Source organism: Clostridium sp. AF37-5 (genome assembly GCF_003477605.1).
In the GTDB taxonomy this organism is placed as follows: domain Bacteria; phylum Bacillota; class Clostridia; order Lachnospirales; family Lachnospiraceae; genus Eubacterium_F.
Map to the genome: position 1 here is coordinate 41497 of NZ_QUDR01000011.1, position 25111 is coordinate 66607.

The window sequence follows — 25111 nt, forward strand, 5'->3', positions numbered from 1 at the left end:
AAGAAGCACTCTCATAATCGAAAGTGCTTCTTTAAACCATACGGTGTTTCTGAATAATCTCCTCGTATCTGCGGTTAGAGGCTTCCATCTCCATCTCAAATTCTAATTCTTCAATCTCAGCGTCCTCCTGATCGAGTTCCTCTAACAGTCCAAGGAGATCATCATCCGTCAAAAACTGTTCCATGATTCCCCTCCTTTTATTGATATATTTATTGTAGCATAAAAGAGGGGGGTTCACAAGGGGGGGATGGTACTTTTTTTGGTTTCCGTAATCTAGGAGAAGGGCTTTGTGCCCACTCGTCACAAAGCCCTTCTCCTAGATTACGGAAACCGAAGAAACTGCCATTAATCTTTTTTGTTCTAGGTGTGTTTATTGGTTCTGTGACAACTCTTTTTGCTTGTTTTGCCTCATAGAGTTGCATTTTTGCCTTATAATTAAGCCTAATCAAGGAAAATCGCAGGTTATATGCAACCCTTTCTGCTAATTTTTTCTTTTTGGTTGTTTTTTTTCGCTTCATTTTAAAACGGATGCAACTCTTTTTGCTTTTGTAAAGATTTAGGTTGCATAAGTTTCGATGGACCCTCTATTCTGCGAAGATTAATTGGCTCCAACCCTGCCTTCCCCATATGATGCGTTATCTTTTTTTGTTTTCCGTAATTCAGTAGAAAAGCTTTGTGACAAGTGGGTTTTGAGTACGTCGGTATGTGGCACTGGTAGTTTCAGTGCCCATACCGCTACGCACTCAACGAGCGAGAGCGCCCACGAGACGCAAAGTTTTTCTACTGAATTACGGAAAACAAAAAAATAACACCCCTTGAAAATCCCCCCCACATAAGCTATGATAGTACCATGCGAAACCAATTTCTGCTAAAACAGAAACGAAAGGAGTTTATCAAATGAACGAAGAAAACATTGTTTTTAATTCAGAGGATGTACAAAATAACAAAGTTATGGGGATTTTAGCTTATTTCGGAATTCTTTTCCTGATTCCGCTACTTGCAGCAAAAGATTCACAATACGCAAGATTCCATACAAATCAGGGAATTGTGCTTTTTATTTTCAGTGTAGCACTTAACATAATCGGCAATGGTATTTCCTTTGTAATCTCTGTTACAAGCTTCGGAATCTTATCCTTTGTGGGAACACTTATAACCGGACTGATTGGATTGGTTTGTTTAGCATTCGCTATTGTCGGCATTGTAAATGCCTGCTCCGGCGAGCCAAAGAAACTTCCGATTATCGGAAATATCACTCTTTACAAATAATAAACAGTTATTATAGCAGACCAAAGGCGGTTATCTTACAAGATACCGCCTTTTTAAGAAAGGATGACAGATTATGTCAATGAACACAACACCAAAGGGAGAACGAATCCACATTGCTTTATTTGGACGGCGAAATGCCGGAAAATCAAGTCTCATTAACGCCATAACCGGACAGGACTTAGCCATTGTATCCGATGTACTGGGAACCACAACTGACCCGGTTTACAAGGCAATGGAAATTTTACCGCTTGGTCCGGTTATGCTAATCGACACACCGGGACTTGACGATGAAGGCGTGTTGGGCGAAGAGCGCATCAAAAAGGCGCGAAGCGTTTTAAATAAAACGGACTTAGCGTTAATTGTTGCCGATGGAAACGAGGCAGCAAAAGATTTTTCTTTTGAGCACCAGATTCTTGCCCTGACGAAAAAGAAAAATATTCCTTCAATTGTTGTGTTGAACAAACAGGATTTATGGGCTGAAAATGAAGCAGCAATTCAGGCATATGGAGATTTATGTGTTAGTTCCAAAACAGGGTATCACATTCATGAATTGAAAGAACTTATGACGACAAAACTGCCGACAGATGACCAGACCGGAAAAATCGTTGGTGATTTGCTCTCCCCACTCGATTTTGTCGTTCTTGTCGTTCCGATTGACTCGGCGGCACCAAAGGGACGTCTGATTCTGCCGCAGCAGCAGGTAATTCGAGATGTGCTGGAATCCGGAGCGACCGCTATTGTATGCCGGGATACCGAACTTGCAGACACTTTGAAAAAGCTGGGCCAGCCACCAAAACTTGTCATTACGGACTCCCAGGCATTTGCAAGTGTATCAAAAGACACGCCAAAAAATATTCCGCTCACTTCTTTCTCGATTCTTTTTTCCCGGTATAAGGGAGATTTGCAGACACAGATTGACGGAGTAAAAATGCTTGATAAATTAAAAGACGGCGACACGATTCTGATGGCAGAGGGATGCACACACCACAGACAGTGCGATGACATTGGAACGGTAAAACTTCCACGCTGGATTTCCGAGTACACCGGTAAAAAATTAAACTTTGCCACATCAAGCGGCGGTGGATTTCCGGAAAATTTGAGTCCGTACCGGCTGATTGTCCACTGTGGCGGATGCACCTTAAGCAAGCGGGAAATGGCATTTCGCATCGCTGAAGCAAAAGACCAGAATGTCCCAATTGTCAACTATGGCACGATGATTGCACAATTAAAGGGCGTACTCAAAAGAAGTATCGCCCCATTTGCTGACGAGTTATCGTAACGCCTCGCCACGGTTAATTTTATTAATTACTTTATTCCGATACATGATTTCATCACTTTCTTTAATGAAAATTTCCATGGTATCCTGCTGCGAAGGAACGCGGCAGGCATACCCATAACTGGCGTGAATATCATATTCTTTACCGCCACTCTCATTGAACGCATCCAGATAAGCAACCAATTCTTCCAGATAATGAACCCCCTCATTTTCTGCAATATCTTCGGCAATAATTTCAAATTCATCACCACCGGTACGTGCCTGAATCACCGCATCCGGACATGCATGATGAATCGCTTCATGCACTTTTTTCAATGCATAATCGCCTTCTATGTGACCATAATTGTCGTTAATTTGCTTCATACCATCCATATCGATAATCGCAAGGAAAATCTGCTTTCCCTCCTCTTTTGCCTGCTCGAACATCGGATTCCCGCGATTCTCAAAACCGCGTCGGTTGTACATCCCGGTCAGCGCATCGCGGTCATACATTTCTTCCAGTTTTACAACAAGTTTCTGCATTTTCTGATATGTCATAATGTCCTGAAGAAGATTGCCGATAATAATGTTCCAATACATATACAGCCGTCCCGTTGTTTCGACATCTATAAATTGCAGCGCCTCATAGCCAAAACATAAATCCTGAAAATGAAGCGGTGCCAAAAACCACATCTGCGGCTCTTCGCTGCTCATGCATTTAGGAATCAGTTCTCTGCGGTCAAAATGTTCTCTCGTTGGGCTGATATTTTCCCGATTACGAATAGCAATCGGCATTTCCATTTTATCGGTAAAGCCTTTGAACTCTTTTTTTTCCAGCCAGCCCTCACACAAACACATGCAGTAATCTTTAAAGCCTTCAATATTATAAATATAACGTCCGATTTTCTGTCCGACTTCATCAATCGTATGACATTCACTCATATGAATCGACATAAAATGAAACTGCATTTCACGGTTCTGGCTAATGTTTTCAGTCTCATACATACGCCGACGGATGGTCATGATCTCCTGTCCCTCACTTGCCATACAGCCACATGATTCCCTCGGCTGCAAAACAGCATCAAAAAAAACATTCTCCACTTTTTCCGGGCAATCCTGCTTTTTATCAATAATTTGTACTGCCCGCCTGCCCATTTCAAAAAACGGAACCGTTGCCGTCGTAATACATGGTGTAAATGCGAGAGAACTGCGCATACCGTCGTACCCACTCACCGCAATATCCTGAGGAATACGATACCCACGCCGAATAAGTTCACTGGCAACGGCTGTCGCCATATAATCATTGGCGCAGATAATTCCCTCCGGCTGCGGTTCACCTTCTGCCAAAAACCAGTCGCACGCCTCTTTGCCTTTGTTTTTCCAAAAATCTCCATAAAAAATCTGATGCTCCCCACAGGAAAGTCCATATTCATTCATTTTACGCTTAAAACAAAGAAGTCTCTCCTGTGCATCCCAGTGGTCTTCTGGTCCTGTCATAAAACACAGTTTTTTCATCCCATGTTCCTTGACAAAATGATCAAGCAGCCCTTCCATACAGCTGCTGTTATCAACAAGCAGATTATTTGCTCCGACCAAAAGCTCGCGGATACTGATAATCGGACAGTGACAGCGTTCTCTTATGTTCTTAATAATGTGCTCTCTGCTGACGATTTCCTCCATCGTATCAAGCGCTAAAACAACACCGTCTAACTCTTCGTAAGGCGGCAGTTCCCACAATGTCTGATCTCCGATAAAATAGCGGTGGTTCTGTCCATAATTACCATAATTGGAAAACACAGCAACATTATAACCAAGTTCCTTTGCCCCGGTAATAATTCCCTGGCATAAACGGTTTTGAAATTCGCTCGCAGAACGCTCCAAAAACACACCAATCGTTTTTCGACTATTATGAAACATCGAATCACTCCCTCTCCGTTTATTTTTTCCACTCTTTCGCTAAAAAGAGCAGTTTCTCTTTCTCGTTATCTTCCGGATGCGCCAACACATGCTCCAATAACTGTTGCAACATTTCGCCAATTGCCGGTCCCGGTGTCATCCCCATCTGTATCAACTCACGGCCACCAATTGTCAAATCTTTCACACAGACTGCCTCGCCCGCCTCGCATATTTCCCGATAGCAGCGCTTCGCAGCCTCTAAGCGCATCAATTTTTCCTTCTGTTTATATTCACTCTGTGACAACAAATCCGCCTGCTGTAAAGTAAACAAAAGCGGCATTAAATCCGTCCCTGCCTGATTCATCAACCGCCGCATCGCCTGCTTTGCTTTTCTCGGCTGCGGCTCATCTGACAAAACGCAGTTTTCATGACGTCTGTCGTGATAACGAATTAACGTCGTTACCGTTGCCACGGTTTCATTATCAAATTTTAACCGGCGGAGAATTCCCCTCGCCTTCTTAGCTCCGTACTCCGGATGTTTATAAAAATGGGCAATTCCTTCATCATCAACCTGCTTGCAGTCCGGTTTTGCCACATCATGAAGAAGCGCAGCATAAGCTAACATTACCCGCTCTTTTGTGCGAAATCCCGCCTGCTCTCCCAAATCATTAATATGAGAAATGGCCGCTAACGAATGATGTCCGACATCAAAACAGTGATGTGGATTTTCCTGCGTCGTGGCAAGCATTTTTTCAAGTTCCGGCAGAAAATATGCGCTTAATCCCGTCTCTACGGCAAGCAGTAATTTGTCACTTCCCTTTGAAACAATAAGCTTGGTAAGTTCGGTGCGGATTCTCTCGGCACTCACATTTACCAAAGTCGGTGCTTTTTCCTTTATTGCCAAAAATGTTTTTTCTTCCAGTTCAAACTGAAGCTGTCCGGCAAACCGAATCCCTCGCAGCATTCGGAGTGCATCTTCATCAAACCGCTCATTTGCCTCACCGACACAACGGATTACTTTTTTTTCTAAATCTTCACGCCCTCCATATAAATCTACGATTCCAACACGCGGATTATACGCCATCGCATTAATTGTAAAATCACGGCGTTTTAAATCTTCATTCAAATTGGGCGTAAATAAAACTTCTTTCGGGTGACGGTGGTCTTCATATTCGCCGTCCATGCGGTAGGTTGTCACTTCATAACCGTCATCACCAATCATAACCGTCACGGTTCCATGCTGGATTCCCGTATCAATGGTACGCCGAAAAAGGGCTTTCACCTGTATCGGATTCGCAGACGTTGTAATATCCCAGTCATCCGGTACGCGCCCCAAAAGTGTGTCGCGGACACAGCCTCCCACGGCATATGCCTCGTAACCATTTTCTTCTAATGTCTCAATAATCGATTTTACCTGTTCAGGAATTTTCACGTTATCACCCAAACATATTATACCGCTTTTTCCTTTGACAAACAAGCATATTTTCGCTACAATGTAGAGCGAAGGAAAGGAGGGAAGGATAATGAATTACACCTATTATACAAAAGGTACTTGTTCCAAACAGATTGATTTGGAAATTAATGGTGACGTTATCACAAATGTAAAGTTTTATGGTGGCTGTGATGGAAATTTGAAAGCCATTCCTGCACTGGTTAATGGATTAACCGTAGATGAAATTTCAAACAAATTATCCGGCATCCAGTGTGGATTTAAAGGCACTTCCTGCGGCGACCAGCTGGCTCATGCAGTCAGAGAAGCCTATGAGGCTGAGAAAGCAGCCAATGCCTAGTAAGACATTGGTCTGCTTTGACTGAGTGTTCGAAACCATCCACTCATTAAACAAAACTAAGGAGAGAAAAAATGAAAAGCAAAAAATTAGTATTTATCTGTCAGGCAGCCGTTATCGCTGCCCTCTATGTCGTGTTGACTTATGTATTCAGCGCCTTTGCAAGCGGCGTTATTCAAGTTCGTGTTTCTGAAGCATTAACCATACTGCCAGCCTTTACACCGGCAGCAATTCCGGGACTTGTCATCGGATGTCTATTGAGCAATACCCTGACCGGGTGTGTTCTTCTCGATATTATTTTCGGAAGCGTTGCTACCTTAATCGGTGCACTCGGCTCGTATGCACTTCGCCGCCATACATGGCTGGTGCCAATTCCGCCAATTGTTTCCAATATGATTATCGTGCCATTTGTCCTTCGTTTTGCCTATGGTGCAACAGACGCATTTCCTTTTATGATAGCAACCGTTGGCGCAGGAGAAATTATTTCCTGTTATTTACTTGGTATGCTTTTATATGGAGCACTAAAAAAAATGAACCATTCACTGTTCTAAAAATATTTTCGGGCATTGATTTTTACGCTTTATAAGGGTATAATCGTAATATTAGGATAAAAATTTCGTGCTTACACGATAATATTCAGTTATTTGAGGATAGAGACACTTATGAAGCGAATACTTTTGATTTTCGCAGTATTCTTTGTCACCGTGGCAGGAATTTATTACTGGAGACAGACGCACTTACAAACAACGTCCGATTCCATTTCCACGCCCCGTGTGACAACACCATCTGCGACAAAACCGGAACCGACTGAGCCACCTTTACTTCCCTCAAACCTTGAGAGCATTACAACAAACAATGTTACGGTTCCCTTAGATGTAGTACCCGGCAGTTACACGGCACTTGTAAGCCGCGACTATCTGCTGCCATCGACCTATGTACCAAAAGATTTGGTCGAGATTTCCGTTCGATTCAGTTCGAACTCACACGACGACAAACGAAAAATGCGGCGTGTTGCATCCAAAGCACTGTCAAAAATGTTTCGTGCCGCCGAGAAAAAGGGCATTATTTTATATGGTGTTTCGGGCTACCGTTCGTATGAACGCCAGAAATCCATTTACTCAAGAAACGTTGCACTGCATGGAAAAAAAGCGACGGATTCTTTATCCGCAAAACCCGGCAGCAGTGAACATCAAACAGGTCTTACAATTGATGTTTCCGCCAGTTCGGTAGGCTGCTTATTGACCGAGCGTTTTGGCTCTACCAAAGAGGGTAGATGGCTCGCCAAAAATGCTCACAAATACGGCTATATTATCCGCTATCCGAAAGGAAAAACAAAACTTACCGGCTATTCTTACGAACCATGGCACATTCGCTATGTCGGCGTCAGCTATGCCAGTTACTTAAAAAAGAATAAGCTGACACTTGAGGAATTATATGGTGTCAACCAAAAAGCGGATGAAAATACACCGAAAGTCGATGTGGAGAATCCCGATGAATATGAAACCTCACCGCCGTCTCCGGCACCAAATCAATAGAAAAGGGGTACTTGTATGAGAACCATTATTATTTTAATTTTATATGTTGTTATTACGATTTTAAGCCTTCCAATGTACCTGATTGAAGCAATTGTGCGGCTTATCAGCCCACGTGCGGCAGCCCACATCGCACAAGTCATTGTTAAGGGAGCGTTTAATCTTGTAATGTTTGTTTCGGGCTGCAAAAAGACCATTATTGGCGTAGAAAATATTCCGAAAGACACACCGGTAATGTATGCCGCCAACCACCGAAGCTTTTATGACATCATTTTAGCTTACGCAACGGTTCCGAATCAGACCGCTTTTATTTCGAAAATGGAAATTAAGAAAATGCCTTGTGTCGCACAGTGGATGTATTTTTTAAATTGTCTGTTTATGGACCGCGGCGATGTAAAACAGAATCTGCAGGTTATTTTATCTGCCATCACACTCGTAAAAAACGGCTATTCCATTTACATTGCACCGGAGGGAACCCGAAATGCAACCGATACACTGCTTGAATTTAAAGAAGGCAGTATGAAGATTGCCACCAAGGGAAAATGTCCGATTATCCCGGTCTGCTTATGCAACACCGAAAATATTTTTGAAAATAATCTGCCTTGGATTAAAAAGGGAAAAATCCTGATTGAATACGGAAAACCAATTTATCCGGAAGAGCTGGATAAGGAAACAAAAAAACACCTCGGCGTTTACGTGCGTGGAATTATTGAGGAAATGTATGAGGAAAATCGAAAAAAAATCAGCTAAACCTTTCTTTTTTTCCCATTCCATGATAGAATAGTTCCAGTTTGAAATTTTTATGAAGTGGAGGAATCGCAAACCATGCATATTTTTTTAACTATTTTAGCAATTGTTGCCATTGTATTAGTTGTTGTCATGGTCGTTCTTTACTTCTTAGGCAAAAAAATGCAGAAGAAGCAGGACGAATCACAGGCACAGATGCAGGCTGCATCCCAGACAGCAACCATTCTTGTCATTGACAAAAAGCGGATGAAATTAAAAGATTCCGGTCTTCCAAAGATGGTTTTGGAAAACACACCGAAATATCTCCGTGGCTCAAAAGTACCGATTGTCAAAGCTAAAATCGGACCAAAAGTAATGTCTTTGATGTGTGACGAAAAAATCTTCCCGGTTCTCCCGGTAAAGAAAGAATTAAAAGTTGTCATCAGCGGAATTTACATTATGGGCGTCAAAGGACGTAACGTGCTTGACAATCCGGAAGAAAAACTCGGATTCTGGCAAAGAAGTAAATTGAAAGCATTGAAAAAGGCAGGAAGATAAATATCGCAGAAAGATAGAAAAAGCAGCAAGCGGGATATTTGCTCACGCAAATATAGCTTGCTGTTTTTCTATGTTTCTGCTTGCGGATAAGGGAAAGAGAAGCTTGCAGATTAGGGACGTTACTTTTCGTATCTCCCCTTTTCCACCCCCCTCCCTTCTCCATTCTTTAATCCAACAAGGTTTGACATATTTTACTCATATGCTATTATTTATAAATAAAATAACGGAAGGAGATTGTTTTATGAGTTTAATTAAGTGTCCTGAATGCAAAAAGAAAATCAGTGATACTGTATCTTTTTGTCCCAATTGTGGAGCAACCATAACAGACCATATAAAAGAACAGCAGAAAGGAAAAGGAAAAAGCTCAAAAAAAATCATTATAATTAGTTTAATTATTTTCTTAATACTTGTGGTTATAGGGTTGGCAACTTTTTTTATAGGAAAACAAATTAAGTCAAATAAAGAAGAAAAATTGATGAAAGAGCAAGTAAAAAAGCAAGAGGAACAATTCTATAATTATTGTGATACCTATTCCAAAGCATTAAGAGATATACATGAATATTGGCTTGATTATACAAGTCAAAAAAGAAAAGTGTGGTATAATTGCATTTGGAATATTGAATCGGATGAAACAGATGATTTTACAAAGGATTCAAAAGGGGCTTTTTATAGTGACTTCAATGACGCACTTTCAGAATTTAGTAGTAGCAGTTATGTTGAAAGTTTATTAGATGAATGTGTAGAAGATGTCGGAAAAGAAAAAGATTTATATGCAAAACTAGCTCGTATTAAGTCCAAGAGCAAAAATATATTAGAGTTAAAAAAAATAATTTCTAGTACACATGAAACGGTTACTAATATGTATAAAATGGAAGAAAGTTATGGGTATAATTACAAAGAATATGATGAAAAAATGGATAACTATTTAGAAGATATAACGGATGCTCAAACAAAAATAGATTCAAAAAAAGAGGAGCGGTAAATTTTTATGGAGGTCATACTTTATAAGTACGACCTCCATTTATTATTTTTCTATCTCCCAGTGACCGCTGTAACCACTTCCAATATATGACACATTTGGCATTTGTTTTATTCTTCTTTTTACTGTTCTTACGCTGATACCAAGCTTTATGGCAATATCGGATGTAGAAATTTTTTCGTTTTCTTTTATCATATCAAAAATTTGGGTCTGTATATTTTCTTGAGTGCCACCTTGAGTGCCACCTTGAGTGCCGTCTTGAGTGCCGTCTTCAACTCCATTAGTCTCTGCCAAATAATTAGCGACATAATTCAAATTATACAAAGTCAATGTAAAATCATCATAATCTGCTTCAAAGACTGGCATCTTCGTCTCATCAAATTCTACCTGTTCCTCGTAGTCTGCCAAAATTTTCTTAAAACCACTGCCTCTACGTTCCATGTATTTTAAACGACTGAAAATATCAGCTAAAATTGGATTCCTTCGTTTTGAAGGAATCTTCAACATATCTTTTCCTTTTAAAGATATACCACTTACCATTCCTCCCGGTGAATATATTTCTATTCTATCATCGAACATATCTATATGAACTTCACTTCCTATATCCGTATAACTTCGATGAATCAGAGCATTTACTAAACCTTCAAGCACTGCTCGCTCCGGATAATCAGGCATATCTATTCTGCCATCATCCACCTTCCGCCATGCCTTCTTTGAATTATTTCTAATGAATTCCGTTCCGGACTGCAATAAAGTTACAAGGCTTCCTGAATATTCCTTATCATCAAGTGCATCCACTATTCCTGATGCCTTAGTTAATCCATTCCATCTTGTGCAAAACAATCTAGAGTGACGCACTGGAGATTCATCTGCCAAAAGTGCACCTGCATTGGTAAGATTTCCATTTTCATCAACCAAACCAAAAGATTCATAATCTGTATCATCAAATGTATTTCCTGTTCTCTTCTTATATACCGATTTTAATTTTGTAAAAGACATATCACTAAAATCATATCTTGATTTCAGACTATCATAGCTTTCTCCACTTCCACGAAGTACTAACTCTCTTAACTGGGACGGTGTAGCTGGAACACTTTCATTTCCTATGCGCATAAATGCAACAAGCTGCCCATCTCCATCATAATAATATGGCGTCTGCTGTCCTTTCATTACTTCTACAATAATAAACGTCTTTGCTCCATCTTTTTGAAAAGAAAGTTTAACATCTGGTATAGGATTTAAATGTATTTTAATTGCCTCACTAATTTTTTCTGCATCTTCTTCTGCATTAGCAAGCCCCACCAACTCATCATCATCTGCTACACCGAATACCAGCTTGCCACCAAAACAATTTGCAAATGCACTGATACTTTTACACCAGCTTTTAGGTCTTTTTGTCTCTAGCGCAAGCTTCTTGTCATAATACGTGGTTTCACCAATTAACTGCTTTATATCCATTAAAAACCACCTCCTCTATAAACCAATACTTTCCCATTATGTCCATTTTGTATGAATCCATTCTTCAAGTTTCATTTTCTGCCACTGACAGCAATACCTGCATCGCATCTTTATATAATTTACCCAATGCCAGTCCGTCTTTAATGTTTTATCATGCACATAACATACATCATATTTCGCACATTGTCAACTCCCTTTTCAAATACCCTCCCTTCTCCATTCTCAAATAAAAAAAGAAGCCGGGTTCAAAGCTATATTTGCTCACGCAAATATCCCGCTTTGAACCCGGGTCTTTTTTTATTACCTCTCAAAATCCAAAATCGAAAGTGGCTCACTAAGATTCTCATTTTGTTCTGCCAAATCAATCGTTTCACCATCGGACAACCGGCGCACAACCGGGTAGAGCGTATGGTACTGGCGATTCTCTACCACGACCGCAACGTTACCATCCGACAATATCACGTTACGTCCCTTTGGATAAACCGGTATGTAAGTAATGAATGCCTTTACATATTCGGGCTGGAACATTTTTCCTGCATTGTTCATCAAAAACTCAATGGCCTCTTTTGGTGACTGTGCTTTTTTATACGGGCGCTCACTTGTAATCGCATCATAAACATCCGCAATGTGAATGATTTTTGCAAACATATAAATCTGGTCGTCGCGCAGTCCCAGCGGATAACCGGAACCATTTACATTTTCATGGTGCATATAAACACCCATTTTCGTCTTGGAACTGATGTTAATGTTCTCTTTGAGTCTTTCATAGCCAAGCTCTGAGTGCGTTTTCATTGTCTCATACTCTTCCTCAGAAAGCGGACCTGCCTTTTCCAATAAATCAAGCGGCAAATTAAGTTTTCCGATATCATGCAAAAGCCCTGCTGCCGAAAGTTCCTTCAGAATCGATTTTTTTAATCCGATTCCGATACCTGTGAGCACCGACAAAACTGCTACATTTACCGAATGTTTGTAAGTATAATCTGAGTTTGTCCGCATACTGATTAAGTTGACATTAATATCACCATTTAAACTTAACTCTTCTGTGATGTCACTTGCCACTTTAAGTGCAGCATCAATATCAAGTTTTGTCAATGCCTTAGTCGCCTTTACCCCCAATTCGTCACTAATCAAATCTTCTACTGTAATATCTGATGACATCTCATCTTCAATATACAACCCCGCCAAGCCTATATCACGCATTCTTAAAATTAACCGTTCGGTCAATTTGACCCGGTAATTCACTAAAATGCTGCCCTGCTCATTGTAAATGGATTTCCCAACAATCATTTCGGGCTGTGCACTGTCAATACTGATATATCTCATACGTCAATCTCTCCATCAAAAACCGTCGTTGCCGGTCCTTTCATCTGTACTTCGCCATTAGCTAAATACGTGTCATATAGTTTACCCCCACGAATCTGTACCTCAACTTCTTCTCCCCGTTTGCAAAAGCCATTTAAAACAGCCGCTACAACGGATGCACATGTGCCTGTTCCGCAGGAAATCGTCTCCCCGGAACCGCGTTCCCACACCCGCATCTTTATCGTGTGGTCATCGATTACCTCAACAAACTCTGTGTTAATCCGGTCCGGAAATAGCTCGTGGTTTTCAAAAGATGGTCCAATTTTTTCCAAATCTAAATCATCAATTCCCTCTGTAAAAATCACACAATGCGGATTTCCCATTGAAACACAAGTGGCTTCATACTCTTTTCCATCAACCACAAGTTTTCTAGCAACAAATGTATCGCCATCTGCTGATACCGGAATCTTTGCAGGTTCCAATACCGCCTGTCCCATATTTACCGTTATGTAAGTAACCAATCCGTTTTCCACGGTAAGTTTTAATGCTTTTATGCCGCTCTTTGTTTCAATCGTAATCTCATCTGAATGAACTATTCCATGCTCATACGCATACTTTGCGACACAGCGAATCCCGTTTCCACACATCGCACCTTCCGAGCCGTCTGCATTATACATAATCATACGACAGTCCGCAGTTTTAGACGGTGCAATCAGAATCAAGCCATCGGAGCCAATTCCAAAATGTCTGTCGCTCACAAAAACCGCCAGTTTGGATGCATCGTCTATTTGTTCTGTAAATAAATTTACATAAACATAATCATTGCCGGTTCCGTGCATTTTCGTAAAATGTAATTTACTCACACAACTCCTCCTTTATTCTTCAATGAAAATATCTACATTGCAGTTAGACAAAAATGTCTGGTTCAGTTCCAAATCATAATCTAACTTCAAATGAAATCCCCGCTCGGTGAGTATCTTCTGGAGCGATTTCGTGCTAAGCGCAATCTCCAGCTCCCCAACCGGCGTCGAATAATATGAATACGTCGTCTCATTTGGCACAAACACCATGTGGCTTTCCGCCGGACCATGCTTGATAATCTCTAACTGGTCGTCTTTGTATTTCACCAGATTTTTCACAACGGAGACAAGTCCATTTTCTTCCTCTTCCACAACTTCCTCATAGGTAATCCATGCAAATCCATCTCTCTCACACATCTGCCCAACAGAAATCACTTCCACATCATCGCGGTCGCCGTCTTCGCCGTGCATATGCATGCCGCAGATTCTAAGTTTAACCTCTTTTGTCATGTTCTGACTCCTTATCTTTCAAATGCAAGTGCAATAATCTGATCTAGCAATTCTTCTTTCTCAAACCCTGCTGCCTTCCAAAGCATCGGATACATACTGATGTTGGTAAATCCCGGAAGTGTATTAATTTCATTAAAAATCACTTCGTTCGTTCCCTGCTCCACAAAGAAGTCAACACGCGATAATCCAAAACCGCCCACGGCGCGAAATACCGCTACAGCATTTGTCCGGATTTTCTCCTTCACTTCATCCGGCAAATCCGGGTCAATTACCGTCTTCGATTCCGCATTGTTATACTTGGCATCAAAATCATAAAACTCTGCTGCCGCCAAAATCTCACCAACCGGCGAAGCTTTTGGATTTTGTCCGCCTAAAATGGCACACTCCACTTCTCGTCCGATAATCGTTTCCTCAATCAATACACGATGGTCATGTTTTTTCGCAAGTGCCAGCGCTTTTTCTAACTCTTCTCTGTTATGTGCCTTGCTGACACCCTGTGAAGAACCGGCATTGGATGGCTTTACAAAAACCGGATATCCCAGTTTCTCTTCTACCTTTGCAATTGTCTCTTCTTTTTCACTCAAATCTCTTGCAGTATCTGCCACATAAGCTGCCTGACGGACACCGATGCGGTCAGCAAAAATCTTTGTTGAAATCTTATCCATACTTGCAGCGGATGCTAAAACATCACATCCCACATACGGAATTCCCGCCAGTTCAAAAAGACCCTGAATCGTTCCATCTTCTCCAAACTTACCATGCAGAACCGGAAAAGCCACATCAATCGGAATCACTTCCACATCATTTCCCGTTACTTTCCAGATTCCTTTCTTTCCATGATCCGGTGAAATCACTGCTGTCACCGTACCCTCTACCCATGAACCATCTCGAATCGAATCGGTATCTTCCACAAAAAGCCATTTGCCCTCTTTCGTAATACCAATTCGGTAAATATCATATTTATCTTCCCGCAGTCCATCGATTACATTTGCTGCGGAAACACAGGACACATCATGCTCCGATGACTGTCCACCAAAAATCACTGCTACCCTCTTTTTCATAGGAACCCCTTTCCGGGTATTTCACCCTGCCGGTAACTTTTTCATATACCTAATAAAAGTATATGACACCTCCTATACTTTATCACGGAACCCCTTTTTTTTCAAGAAAAAAGAATATTCCTAATCCATTCTATGAACAAAGAAGAAGTTTCGATACCATTTTCCCCATCAAGCAGTGAATTGTACTCCTCTTCCGTCAAACATTTCTTTAATTTTTCCTTGGATTCTCCCGGCACAATCTGGTATGTGGAGTCCACAAAACACAGCGTCGGATACATCACACACCACCAGTTTTTTCCCGCACTTTTTCCCAAATTTACTTTCAGTGCCTCATACTCGCCCGCCGGAAAAATCATATCGCCATATGTTTTCACCGGAAAGTAGCAGGACGAGAGCGTGGCATCCGCATCATAAGAATAGCCCTTTTGCTGCATTTTCTCCTTCGCAACCGCTTCAATCTCCGGAAGCCTTTTCTGAATTTGTATACGCGCCTCATCCACACTTTCTGCATCCTGCATTACACCGCGCAGATATGTAACAACCGCCTCTTTTACTTCCATTTTCAATGCCTGGTCTTTTTTGCTGTCGCTATTGGCAACCACGTGAAGCCGCAGAATTTCCTTCGCAATATCTTTCTGCATCCGGTTTTGTCTCATCTGTCTTGCATAAAAAAACATGAGAACAAACGTCACCACAAACAATCCCGCAATCGCAATCCACTTTTTCTTTCCTGTCATTTCTATTTCCTCCTGATTTCATATTGTCTAATCATAGCATTGACGAATCTTTTCTATATTATACACTTTGCAGGAAAATGAATTTATGGTACACTCTTTACAAAAGCAGAAGGGAGAAATGAAATGGATTCGATTTGGATAAATGCACCGGCAAAAATTAATATTGGGCTGGATGTCATTAGACGCCGCGAAGATGGCTACCACGAAGTAAAAATGATTATGCAGAGCATCCGCCTGTTTGACCGGCTGACACTCACAAAGACGAAAGAGCCGGGGATTAAATTGACAACAAACCTTTCCTATCTTCCGGTAAATGAAGATAATCTTGTCTATCAAAGCGCCAAACGTCTGATGGATGAATTCCATTTGGAGGGCGGACTTGATATCAAACTTGACAAGCGGATTCCGGTTGCCGCCGGTATGGCAGGGGGAAGTACCGATGCCGCATCGTGTATGCTTGCCATCAATGACTTATATGGACTGGGACTTAGCAAACGACACCTAATGAAGCGTGGTGTGAAATTGGGCGCAGATATTCCTTACTGCATTTTAAAAGGAACCGCTCTTTCCGAAGGAATCGGTGAAAAGTTATCGACCATTCCGGCGATGCCTTCCTGCTATATTCTAATTGCCAAACCAAACATCCACGTTTCCACAAAATGGGTGTATACCAATCTTGTACTCGATGAGCACACAAATCATCCGGATATTGATGGCATGCTGGCTTCGATGAAAAAGCGCGACCTTCTTTCACTGAGTAATCAGATTGGAAATGTTTTGGAATCCGTAACGATTCCCGCCTATCCACAGATTGCCGCCATCAAAGAGTGTATGCTGCAAAATGGTGCACTCGGTTCCTTAATGAGCGGAAGCGGACCAACGGTATTCGGTATCTTTGATGATAAAGACAAAGCAATGGCTGCCAAGGAGAAATGCCGTGAACTCCCTTACCGGTGTTTTGTCTTTGTGACGGATTTGTACCGATAATTTTTAGAATACACTAAACTATTCTCTGTAATCTGCCGATATGTAAAGTAGAGAACATAGAATGCAGCGTGCCACAGGCACAGAAAGGATGGAACCTTATGAGTGTAAATGGAATTACAAGTGCAAACAGTTCTTATACGACGCCACAGACAACAGCAAAAACAAAAGTTTCCCAGACAACAAACACTGCGGATGCAAAAGACATTGGTGTTGTATATGAAACTTCAAGCAAAACAGATGACAAATCAAACAAGATAAAAGATTATTCTTCTGTTGTTGCCACGATGAAAAAAGAATTGTCAACGAAAAATGAACAACTTCAGAATCTGGTAACAAAACTTCTTGGCAAACAGGCAGGAAAGTATACCAAACTTGCTGATTTGTTCAAAGACATTCAGGCAGACCCTGCTACCATTGAACAGGCACAGAAAGACATTGCTGATGATGGTTACTGGGGTGTTGAACAGACGAGTGATCGTCTCGTTTCCATGGCTCAGGCATTGAGCGGTGGAGATACATCCAAGGCAGATACTTTGATTGCCGCCATCAAAAAGGGATTTGATGAAGCAACCGAAGCATGGGGTGATAAACTCCCTGACATTTGTCAAAAGACAATTGATGCTGCCGTTAAAAAAATGGAAGCATGGCGCGATGGCACAACTTCCGAAACAGATGCATAAAAACCCGATATCTTTGATATCTTATGATAAGAAGCACTCACCAATTCGTCCGCCGGATGCAGAGCATACCGGACAATACGAGCTGATGGGTGCTTCTTTCTTTTAAGATACTTCTTTTAGAATTAAAATCATATCGCCTGTTTGTACCTGTTCGGTTTCTTTTTGGTTGACTTCCATAATTGCCTCGACGGTTGTAAAAAACTTTTTCGCAATATCCCAGAGAGTTTCTTTTTCCTGTACCACATAACCGACCATACCGGGCGCACTGCGGAAGGCATCCCAGTCCACTTCCTCACTTTCATATCCGGAAACAATTGGTTCTTCCATCCGGTCAAATACAAGTAAATCCAGCGCGGCAACTGCCTTAATTTCAATCTCTTTTTCTCCGGTGAGAGAAGCACTTACCTGCTCTAACATACCATGGAGATTGATATGGCTATTGTTCGTAAGACCGTTTGCCTCTAACAACTGCTCAAATGGAATCGTACCCTTTGCCGTTGCGAGCGGAACCCTTTCATCCCCGGTCTGGTATAACACACTTACCAAAAGTGCCCCTCTTACCAATAGCCCTTCTTCTTTCTGTTCTTTATGGTCAATAAACAGAGAACCGCTTACATTCCAAATTTGCAGCGGCGCAAATTCACCCGCCGTTACCATACCGGTAAATCGGCATTTGCTTTTATTATGAATTTTCAGATTTTCAAAATAGGATGGCTCATAAACCGGTTTGCACTTTTCTTTTAGCGAATAAAAATCCGTGAGAAGGTCAATTTTTTCCTGACCGTACACTTTCATATCAAACGCGAATACAACTTCGACTTCCAGCACACGGAATTCGCCATCTTCATCTTCTTTCACACCTAAATCCCTGCTGTGAATGGAGGCAGTCACCTGTTCGACCATGTCCGCATTGCATCCATGGCAGTCAATATGCCCCTCAATTGGCAGTGTGTTTTCAAAATAATTAATGGATGGATTTTCTCCCTCGCCCAGATAAATAACGAAAACATTTGCCTGCCCTTCGACAAGAAGTTTTTCTTCTTCCATCCTTGTATTTAGTTCCCCAATGCAAACATCCGAGTACAAAATCCGCTGCATTGCATCTTTCGTTCCGGGAATTTTCCACTCATCCCGTACCCGCAGCGTATCTTTTTTACTAAAAATCAGATAGGAAACTTCTGCCGTTCTTTTTTTGGTATAAATATCTTCTCCACCTTCAATGTCAATGGCTCCCTCACAATCGCAAACGCTTCCTGCCGTCACATTAAGTACAACAATTGCTTTCATTCCTAATTTTCTGGAATTAATTAACTCACTTTTTAAGTCGCCAATCTCCGCCTGCACCGAAATTTCATCCTCGGCCTTTGCCTGTGGCAGCAAAATAGTTTCCTCAAAAGGAATTGTCCCTGTCATCTCACTCACCGGAATATCCCCATCCGATGCATATAAAATCTGGAAATGCAAAAGTCCTTTTACACTTGCCTTTCCCTCCATCATATGAACTTCCTCTATCTGTACCTCTCCCTGTTCTTTCATTATCTGTAACGCATCCGGTCTGGCATCCGGCACATTGAAATCGCGGTCAAGTGTAAGCTGCTTAACTTCCCTGCCGTTACACCGGTTCATATGAACTCGCTTTGTAATCAGGTTCAATCGTTTGGCCTCCTTGTTTCGTAGTTGTCTCTTACAATATATATTCCAATGAAACAAAAAAAGAACTAATAAACCGGATTTCTCCATTTATTAGTTCTCTCTCTACTAGCACAGAGTTAATTGTACGTCCTTTGTAATGACATCCGTGTAACTGTATGATACCGTTTGGTAACTATTCTCTTCCGCGTTTTTCACCTGCACAAGAAAGATGCAGGGATATGTTTCCGTAATCACACCTTCGGTTACATCATATTTGTGTCTTCCCAGATTACTCCGAACCTTTACTTTACTTCCTACATGCTCCGCTACGGCACGCCGGACACTGCCAACACTGGCTCTTACCATAAGATATCCCTCCGTTCTTAAAACACGATATATAGCATACGCATATGAGTATACCACATTTTATTGTGGTTGTCAATTTATGGTATCCTCGTCATCACATACCGTCCTTACTATCTTATGCAGTTTTAAGCCATTTTATTCATAATTTCATTCAAAATCTCGTAAGAAACCTCATCCTTTGTCTGGATTGGAAGCTCTTTTTCCCCCTCTTTCGTAATCAAAGTAACGACATTTGTATCCGTTCCAAATCCGGCACCGGCAACTTTCAGATTGTTCGCCACAATCATATCGGCGTGTTTCTTCTCTAATTTCTTTTTCGAGTTTTCTAACATATTTTCGGTTTCCATGGAAAAGCCACATAAAAACTGCCCTTTTTCTTTATGTTCACCGAGCCATGATAAAATATCCGTTGTCCGCTTCAGCGCAATCGACGCTTCGCCCTCTTTCTTTTTCGTCTTTTCTGTATTTACCGTAACCGGCGTATAATCGGCAACAGCTGCTGCCTTGATGATAATATCCTGCTCTTTGGCACGTGTTTTCACTGCCTCAAACATATCCGCTGCGCTCTCAACCGGCACAACATCCACATGAAGCGGCGCCGGCAGTTCACACGGACCGCTCACCAGTGTAACCTTGGCTCCACGTCTTGCTGCCGTTTTGGCAAGCGCATATCCCATCTTCCCGGTCGAATGATTCGTCAGATAACGCACCGGGTCAATCGCCTCTCTCGTCGGTCCGGCTGTAATTAAAACCCGTTTTCCTTCCATATCATGTTCATACTGGATTTCCTGTAAAATGTGGGAAAGCAGCACTTCCTCTGAAGGCATTTTCCCTTTTCCGACAGCTTTGCACGCAAGAAGTCCGGTTGCCGGCTCAATAACCTCCATTCCGAAATCTCTCAATTTCTGAAGGTTTGCCTGCGTAATCGGATTCTCATACATATTGGTATTCATCGCGGGTGCCACCAATTTTTTACAGCGGCACGCAAGAATCGTTGTACTGAGCATGTCATCTGCAATTCCATTTGCCATTTTCGCAATAATATTCGCACTTGCCGGCGCAACTAAAACCAAATCCGCTTTGTTACCAAGCGAAACATGCTCAATATTATAGTTAAAGTTTCTATCAAACGTATCGACTAAGCATTTGTGATTCGTCAGCGTCTCAAACGTAATCGGATTGATAAAATTGGTTGCATTTTGTGTCATCAAAACATGTACGTCGGCGTGAAGTTTTGTCAGCATACTCGTCAGATTTGCGATTTTGTATGCGGCAATACTGCCTGTCACACCAAGCACAATAGTTTTTCCCTGTAACATAAAATCCCCCTTCTTAGTCAGACAACTGACCATGTTTTTCATAAGAAGATACACGTTTAATCTGGTTTTTGTCATCTACAAAAACGACTTTTGGCTTATGGTCGAATACTTCCTCAGGCGTCAAATCGCAATAACTCATAATAATAATGTGGTCTTCTACCTGAACCATTCTCGCAGCTGCCCCATTTAAGCAAATCATACCACTTCCCGGCTCCCCGGCAATCGTGTAAGTCTCAAAACGGCTTCCATTTTCTACATCGACAATCTGCACTTTTTCATATTCGTAAATGCCGGCCGCCTCCATTAAAACCGGGTCAACCGTAATACTGCCAACATAATTTAATTCTGCCTGAACCACTTTGGCACGGTGTATTTTCCCTTTTAACATCTGAATTGTCATGACGCTTATCCTCCAATCTTATGATTCGTAAATAAAGTTATCAATAAGTCTTGTTTTTCCAATGTAAACGGCTACGGCAGCCAAAATGGAACCGTCAATCGTTTCTATTGTTTCAATATTATCAAAGTTTACAATTTCCACATAATCAATTTTGGCAAGCGGCTCCGACTCAATGATTTCCGTAATTGCCTGTTTCACAGTGGCAGCACTTTTTTCGCCGGCTTTCACTAATTCCTCACCTCGAAGTAATCCTTTGTGAAGAATAACAGCGGCTTTTCTCTCCTCCTTTGAGAGATAAGTGTTTCTCGAACTTTTTGCAAGACCGTCATCTTCACGGATAATCGGGCAGCCAATGACTTCGAGATTAAAATTCAAATCTCTTACCATACGGCGGATGACTGCTAACTGCTGTGCGTCCTTCTGTCCAAAGTAAGCGCGGTCCGGCTCTACAATGTTAAATAATTTTCCAACTACTGTGCAGACACCGCGGAAATGTGTCGGTCTTGTTTTACCGCACAATCCCTTCGTAAGTCCATCCATGTCAATGAAACTGCAAAAATCGCTTTCATACATATTTTCCGGTTCCGGATGGAAAATAAGATTTGCACCGGCATTTTCACAAAGCGCCGCATCTCTTTCCAAATCTCTCGGATAGGTTGCCAAATCTTCATTTGGTCCAAACTGAATCGGATTTACAAAAACACTGACAACAACACGGTCATTCTGCTCAACTGCCTTGTCAATCAAACTTTTATGTCCCTCATGAAGATAACCCATTGTCGGAACAAGACCAACGGAAAGTCCTTCTTCTCTCCATTTCTTTACCTGTTTTCTTACTTCTTCTACGGTTGATACAATCTGCATTTTTTCTTCCTCCTAGTACAACTTCTCAATAATGTCATCATCTATTTTGTATTCATGCTCACTGGATGGGAAAGCGCCGCTCTGGATTTCTTCCATATATTTCTGGAATGCTTCTTTCATCACTTCTCCAATGTTTGCATAACGTTTTACAAATTTTGGTGTAAAGTCAGAGAACATACCAAGCATATCCTGGTAAACAAGTACCTGACCGTCACATCCATTTCCGGCACCGATTCCAATTGTTGGAATATCTAACTTCTCGGTCACAAGATTAGCAAGTTTACTTGGAATTCCCTCAAGTACAACTGCAAATGCACCGGCTTCTTCGACAGCAATTGCATCCGCAATTAATTTCTTTGCTGCCTTTTCCGTTTTACCCTGAACTTTAAATCCGCCAAAAGCGTTAATCGACTGTGGTGTCAGTCCAAGATGTGCACAGACCGGAATTCCGGCACCCACAATTGCCTGAATCTGCGGACAGACTTCTTTTCCGCCTTCCAGTTTCACGGCTCCGGCGCGTCCCTCTTTCATCAACCGTCCGGCATTGACAACCGCATCATAAACGGATGTCTGATACGACATAAACGGCATGTCCACAACAACAAGTGCGTTTTTTGCACCTCTTGCTACAGCTGCTCCATGGTGAATCATATCTTCCATCGTCACTGAAATCGTATCCTCATAACCAAGAATTACATTTCCTAAGGAATCACCAACCAAAATTGTATTTACTCCGGCTTCGTCTTCCAGTTTTGCTGTCGAATAATCATATGCGGTCAGCATTGAAATTTTTTCCCCTTTTTCCTTCATCTGCTGAATCGTTACTACTGTGTTTTTCATTTATTGTGTCCTCCTATTCCTGCACATATCATTTAATAACTGAATCATCGTTTGATAATCTCTCTCGGGATTTTTCCGTCCGGCAATCTCTAACACCATTTCACCAAGTCTTAGATAAACTTCTTTTTCTGCCTCAGTCAACACGGATAAATGCTTTTTCACCGTTTCGGTATCGCCTCTCTCAATCGGCCCGGTTAAGGCTTCTTCCGGCGATGAATGAAGCAGTGCTTTGATGTTATTTTGCACAAGCGGCGTTGTCAATTCCACCGCATCTTCCCTCGAAAATCCACAGTCCATAAGCATCTGAATGGACATCTCATACAAGCCAATCATCAAATTGCTTATCATCGATGCCGATGCATGGTACCTTGTTTTCTTCGCCGATTCCATGACGCATACTTTATTTCCCGCTTTTCGGAAAATGTCTCCGACAACGGATAGGGCATGAGAATCCCCTTCGGCGGTAAATATTACATGATTCAATTGTTCATACGATGTGAATTTGCTGCTGAACGCATACATAGGATGAAAGGATGCGGCAGATACTCCGTATTCCTCTCGATTTGAAAATAAATCGGATGATAATGAGCCACTAAAATGGCATACTATTTTATTTTGTATTGATTCTTTTTTCAGTTCGTTCCACACACTTTTCAACGCACCATCCGGCGTGGTAAGAAAAAGAATCGTGCTCTCTGCCACTAGTTCGGCCAGAGAATCATATGCTTTTGTATTTGTAAAAGTCGCGGCCTCTTCCACGCTTTTTTTTGATTTACTACAGTACCCGGCAACCGAAAAACCATGCTCTGTCAGATATTTTCCAATCGAACAGCCAACCTTTCCGGCACCTATAATTCCTATCTTCATGTCATCACCTCCGTAGTCCGTGACAACACATTATCACCTGATGCAGTTTCCTATGAATACCGCTCATACGAGACAGAATAGCACAAATTAATAGTTTGTGTCAAGGGTTCGGTGATAATCTTTAGGTTCCGTAAGTCAGTAGAAAAGGGTTGAATTTCGTGAGCGCTCCCGCTAAACAAACGCGTAGGGGTATCGGCATGTAAAATACACATGCCAGATACTCACGTGTTTGTACTCACGAAATTCAACCCTTTTCTACTGATTTACTGGAATTCTAAAAAGATTAGCATCGGACCTTTATACACAAGCACCTGATTTCTCCCCAAGCAGTTGCTGGTAGGTTTTGGGGATTTTGATAAGTCAGAAAAAAGCTTTGTGACTTGTGGGTTTTGAGTACGTCGGTATGTGGCACTGGTAGTTTCAGTGCCCATACCGTTACGCACTCAACGAGCGGAAGCGCCCACAAGACGCAAAGCTTTTTTCTGACTTACAACCCCCCCAAAATTCCTACCAGTTCCTCTTCTTCTTCTGCTGCCGGGCCGTCATGCGAATCACCAGGCTCTGCGGCAGAACTCTACTGATAAAGGCAAGCACTTTCATTTTATTTTTCGGGACAATTACAATTTTTCGTTTTTCCATTTTACGAATTGCATAAGAAGCGCAGTATGTTGGTGTGATAGATGGTATCGCAAATTCTACATTTGCCACTTTATTAAATTCGGTGTCAACCGGTCCCGGACAAAGTGCACCCACATACACATTACTTTTCTTTTCCTTTAATTCAAGTGCCACAGCACGCGTCAGACTTGTGACGTAAGATTTCGTTGCATAATAAGTCGCCATATAGGGCCCGGCGGGGAAAAGCCCCGCAGAAGATGCAACATTTAGAATCGAGCCCTCTCCCTGTTTTTCCATCTGGCAGAGCATCTGCTTCATAAGAAAATGCATCGCACGAATATTGACGTGAATCATTTCCATTTCTTTACTTAAATCCGTCTCTAAAAAACTGCCGCAGTCGCCAAAACCTGCATTATTAATAAATACCTTTACCGGTAATTTTTCTACTTCTTCCATTATCTTGCGGCATTCCTTTTTCTTCGCAAGGTCAGCCGTCAGAACAAGGCATTTGCGTCCCTTTTTCGTCCATTCCTCTGCGAGTTCCTGCAATCGCTCTTTCCGTCTCGCCACCAGAATCAAATCATAACCTTTTTTTGCGAACTGCGCAGCAAACGCTTTTCCTATCCCGGAACTTGCTCCCGTTATCATAACAAATCCATTGCTCATAATGC

At 41.7% G+C, this 25111-nt stretch carries 28 protein-coding genes; 11 read left to right on the forward strand and 17 right to left on the reverse strand.

Features of this window, described 5'->3' with window-relative positions; genetic code table 11:
* Positions 1–31: 31 nt before the first annotated feature.
* The gene (locus DW019_RS15055; protein WP_022377772.1) at positions 32–184 is read right to left on the reverse strand and encodes a hypothetical protein; all 153 of its coding nucleotides are present in this window, start codon (positions 182–184) and stop codon (positions 32–34) included.
* A gap of 713 nt (positions 185–897) precedes the next feature.
* Between DW019_RS15055 and DW019_RS08410 the strand changes: the two genes are divergently transcribed.
* Both DW019_RS08410 and hydF read left to right on the forward strand, forming a co-directional pair.
* Positions 898–1266, forward strand: a complete 369-nt coding sequence (locus DW019_RS08410; RefSeq protein WP_117478203.1) for a hypothetical protein — start codon at positions 898–900, stop codon at positions 1264–1266.
* A gap of 73 nt (positions 1267–1339) precedes the next feature.
* A complete protein-coding gene (hydF, locus tag DW019_RS08415) occupies positions 1340–2545 on the forward strand; it encodes a [FeFe] hydrogenase H-cluster maturation GTPase HydF (protein ID WP_117478204.1) in 1206 nt (401 codons plus the stop codon).
* Here the strand turns inward: hydF and DW019_RS08420 are convergent.
* Together DW019_RS08420 and DW019_RS08425 are read right to left on the reverse strand one after the other, a co-directional pair.
* Positions 2537–4438 (reverse strand): GGDEF domain-containing protein, encoded by a 1902-nt coding sequence (locus tag DW019_RS08420; RefSeq protein WP_118443098.1) that lies wholly within the window; start codon positions 4436–4438, stop codon positions 2537–2539. The genes hydF and DW019_RS08420 overlap by 9 nt on opposite strands.
* Before the next feature lie 19 nt (positions 4439–4457).
* Complete coding sequence (locus DW019_RS08425) at positions 4458–5849, reverse strand: CCA tRNA nucleotidyltransferase (RefSeq protein WP_242989351.1); 1392 nt, start codon at positions 5847–5849, stop codon at positions 4458–4460.
* Between the two features lie 91 nt (positions 5850–5940).
* Between DW019_RS08425 and DW019_RS08430 the strand changes: the two genes are divergently transcribed.
* The 6 genes from DW019_RS08430 to DW019_RS08455 all read left to right on the forward strand — a co-directional run bounded on the left by DW019_RS08430 (position 5941) and on the right by DW019_RS08455 (position 10002).
* Positions 5941–6207, forward strand: a complete 267-nt coding sequence (locus DW019_RS08430; RefSeq protein ID WP_118443099.1) for a TIGR03905 family TSCPD domain-containing protein — start codon at positions 5941–5943, stop codon at positions 6205–6207.
* 71 nt (positions 6208–6278) lie between these two features.
* Entirely contained in the window at positions 6279–6755 is a 477-nt protein-coding gene (locus DW019_RS08435) for a QueT transporter family protein (RefSeq protein WP_118443100.1), read from the forward strand.
* Between the two features lie 111 nt (positions 6756–6866).
* Positions 6867–7739 (forward strand): M15 family metallopeptidase, encoded by an 873-nt coding sequence (locus DW019_RS08440; RefSeq protein WP_022376283.1) that lies wholly within the window; start codon positions 6867–6869, stop codon positions 7737–7739.
* Positions 7740–7754: 15 nt separating this feature from the next.
* Complete coding sequence (locus DW019_RS08445; protein ID WP_117478208.1) at positions 7755–8486, forward strand: lysophospholipid acyltransferase family protein; 732 nt, start codon at positions 7755–7757, stop codon at positions 8484–8486.
* A gap of 75 nt (positions 8487–8561) precedes the next feature.
* A complete protein-coding gene (locus DW019_RS08450) occupies positions 8562–9020 on the forward strand; it encodes a hypothetical protein (RefSeq protein WP_118443101.1) in 459 nt (152 codons plus the stop codon).
* A 241-nt stretch (positions 9021–9261) separates the two neighbouring features.
* A complete protein-coding gene (locus DW019_RS08455; protein ID WP_182431078.1) occupies positions 9262–10002 on the forward strand; it encodes a zinc ribbon domain-containing protein in 741 nt (246 codons plus the stop codon).
* A gap of 42 nt (positions 10003–10044) precedes the next feature.
* Here the strand turns inward: DW019_RS08455 and DW019_RS08460 are convergent, their stop codons facing one another.
* From DW019_RS08460 to spoIIR, 6 genes are all read right to left on the reverse strand, one after another.
* Positions 10045–11457: an ATP-binding protein gene (locus DW019_RS08460; protein WP_117478211.1), complete on the reverse strand. Its 1413-nt coding sequence runs from the start codon at positions 11455–11457 to the stop codon at positions 10045–10047.
* A gap of 300 nt (positions 11458–11757) precedes the next feature.
* Positions 11758–12780 carry an HD-GYP domain-containing protein gene (locus tag DW019_RS08465; RefSeq protein ID WP_118443103.1) on the reverse strand — a complete coding sequence of 341 codons (1023 nt, stop codon included), beginning with the start codon at positions 12778–12780 and terminating at the stop codon, positions 11758–11760.
* Positions 12777–13622: a diaminopimelate epimerase gene (gene dapF, locus DW019_RS08470; protein ID WP_147324411.1), complete on the reverse strand. Its 846-nt coding sequence runs from the start codon at positions 13620–13622 to the stop codon at positions 12777–12779. Before dapF ends, DW019_RS08465 begins: the two co-directional genes overlap by 4 nt.
* A 12-nt stretch (positions 13623–13634) precedes the next feature.
* Positions 13635–14069 (reverse strand): DUF1934 domain-containing protein, encoded by a 435-nt coding sequence (locus DW019_RS08475; protein WP_022376288.1) that lies wholly within the window; start codon positions 14067–14069, stop codon positions 13635–13637.
* Between the two features lie 11 nt (positions 14070–14080).
* Positions 14081–15130, reverse strand: coding sequence for a D-alanine--D-alanine ligase family protein (locus tag DW019_RS08480; RefSeq protein ID WP_118443104.1), 1050 nt, complete (start codon positions 15128–15130; stop codon positions 14081–14083).
* 101 nt (positions 15131–15231) lie between these two features.
* A complete protein-coding gene (gene spoIIR, locus DW019_RS08485) occupies positions 15232–15867 on the reverse strand; it encodes a stage II sporulation protein R (RefSeq protein WP_022376290.1) in 636 nt (211 codons plus the stop codon).
* Positions 15868–15990: 123 nt separating this feature from the next.
* Here spoIIR and ispE point away from each other — a divergent pair, with 123 nt between their 5' ends.
* From ispE to DW019_RS15660, 3 genes are all read left to right on the forward strand, one after another.
* Positions 15991–16854, forward strand: coding sequence for a 4-(cytidine 5'-diphospho)-2-C-methyl-D-erythritol kinase (gene ispE, locus DW019_RS08490; RefSeq protein WP_022376291.1), 864 nt, complete (start codon positions 15991–15993; stop codon positions 16852–16854).
* 98 nt (positions 16855–16952) lie between these two features.
* Positions 16953–17534 carry a hypothetical protein gene (locus tag DW019_RS08495; RefSeq protein ID WP_022376292.1) on the forward strand — a complete coding sequence of 194 codons (582 nt, stop codon included), beginning with the start codon at positions 16953–16955 and terminating at the stop codon, positions 17532–17534.
* Positions 17506–17640: a hypothetical protein gene (locus DW019_RS15660; protein ID WP_278286499.1), complete on the forward strand. Its 135-nt coding sequence runs from the start codon at positions 17506–17508 to the stop codon at positions 17638–17640. The genes DW019_RS08495 and DW019_RS15660 overlap by 29 nt, the downstream gene beginning before the upstream one ends.
* On the opposite strand, the gene DW019_RS08500 is transcribed toward DW019_RS15660, so the two are convergent.
* From DW019_RS08500 to DW019_RS08535, 8 genes are all read right to left on the reverse strand, one after another.
* The gene (locus tag DW019_RS08500; protein WP_182431079.1) at positions 17637–19187 is read right to left on the reverse strand and encodes an SPOCS domain-containing protein; all 1551 of its coding nucleotides are present in this window, start codon (positions 19185–19187) and stop codon (positions 17637–17639) included. The two genes, DW019_RS15660 and DW019_RS08500, sit on opposite strands and share 4 nt — an antisense overlap.
* 105 nt (positions 19188–19292) lie before the next feature.
* Positions 19293–19532: a Veg family protein gene (locus tag DW019_RS08505; protein ID WP_022376294.1), complete on the reverse strand. Its 240-nt coding sequence runs from the start codon at positions 19530–19532 to the stop codon at positions 19293–19295.
* 125 nt (positions 19533–19657) lie between these two features.
* Positions 19658–20851, reverse strand: a complete 1194-nt coding sequence (gene coaBC / locus DW019_RS08510; RefSeq protein WP_118443106.1) for a bifunctional phosphopantothenoylcysteine decarboxylase/phosphopantothenate--cysteine ligase CoaBC — start codon at positions 20849–20851, stop codon at positions 19658–19660.
* 13 nt (positions 20852–20864) lie between these two features.
* Positions 20865–21251 (reverse strand): aspartate 1-decarboxylase, encoded by a 387-nt coding sequence (gene panD, locus DW019_RS08515; RefSeq protein WP_118443107.1) that lies wholly within the window; start codon positions 21249–21251, stop codon positions 20865–20867.
* An 18-nt stretch (positions 21252–21269) separates the two neighbouring features.
* Positions 21270–22115 (reverse strand): pantoate--beta-alanine ligase, encoded by an 846-nt coding sequence (panC, locus tag DW019_RS08520; protein WP_022376297.1) that lies wholly within the window; start codon positions 22113–22115, stop codon positions 21270–21272.
* A gap of 12 nt (positions 22116–22127) precedes the next feature.
* Entirely contained in the window at positions 22128–22955 is an 828-nt protein-coding gene (gene panB / locus DW019_RS08525) for a 3-methyl-2-oxobutanoate hydroxymethyltransferase (protein WP_117478218.1), read from the reverse strand.
* Positions 22956–23822, reverse strand: a complete 867-nt coding sequence (locus DW019_RS08530) for a Rossmann-like and DUF2520 domain-containing protein (RefSeq protein ID WP_118443108.1) — start codon at positions 23820–23822, stop codon at positions 22956–22958.
* Positions 23823–24329: 507 nt separating this feature from the next.
* Positions 24330–25106: an SDR family oxidoreductase gene (locus DW019_RS08535; protein ID WP_118443131.1), complete on the reverse strand. Its 777-nt coding sequence runs from the start codon at positions 25104–25106 to the stop codon at positions 24330–24332.
* Positions 25107–25111 lie beyond the last annotated feature (5 nt).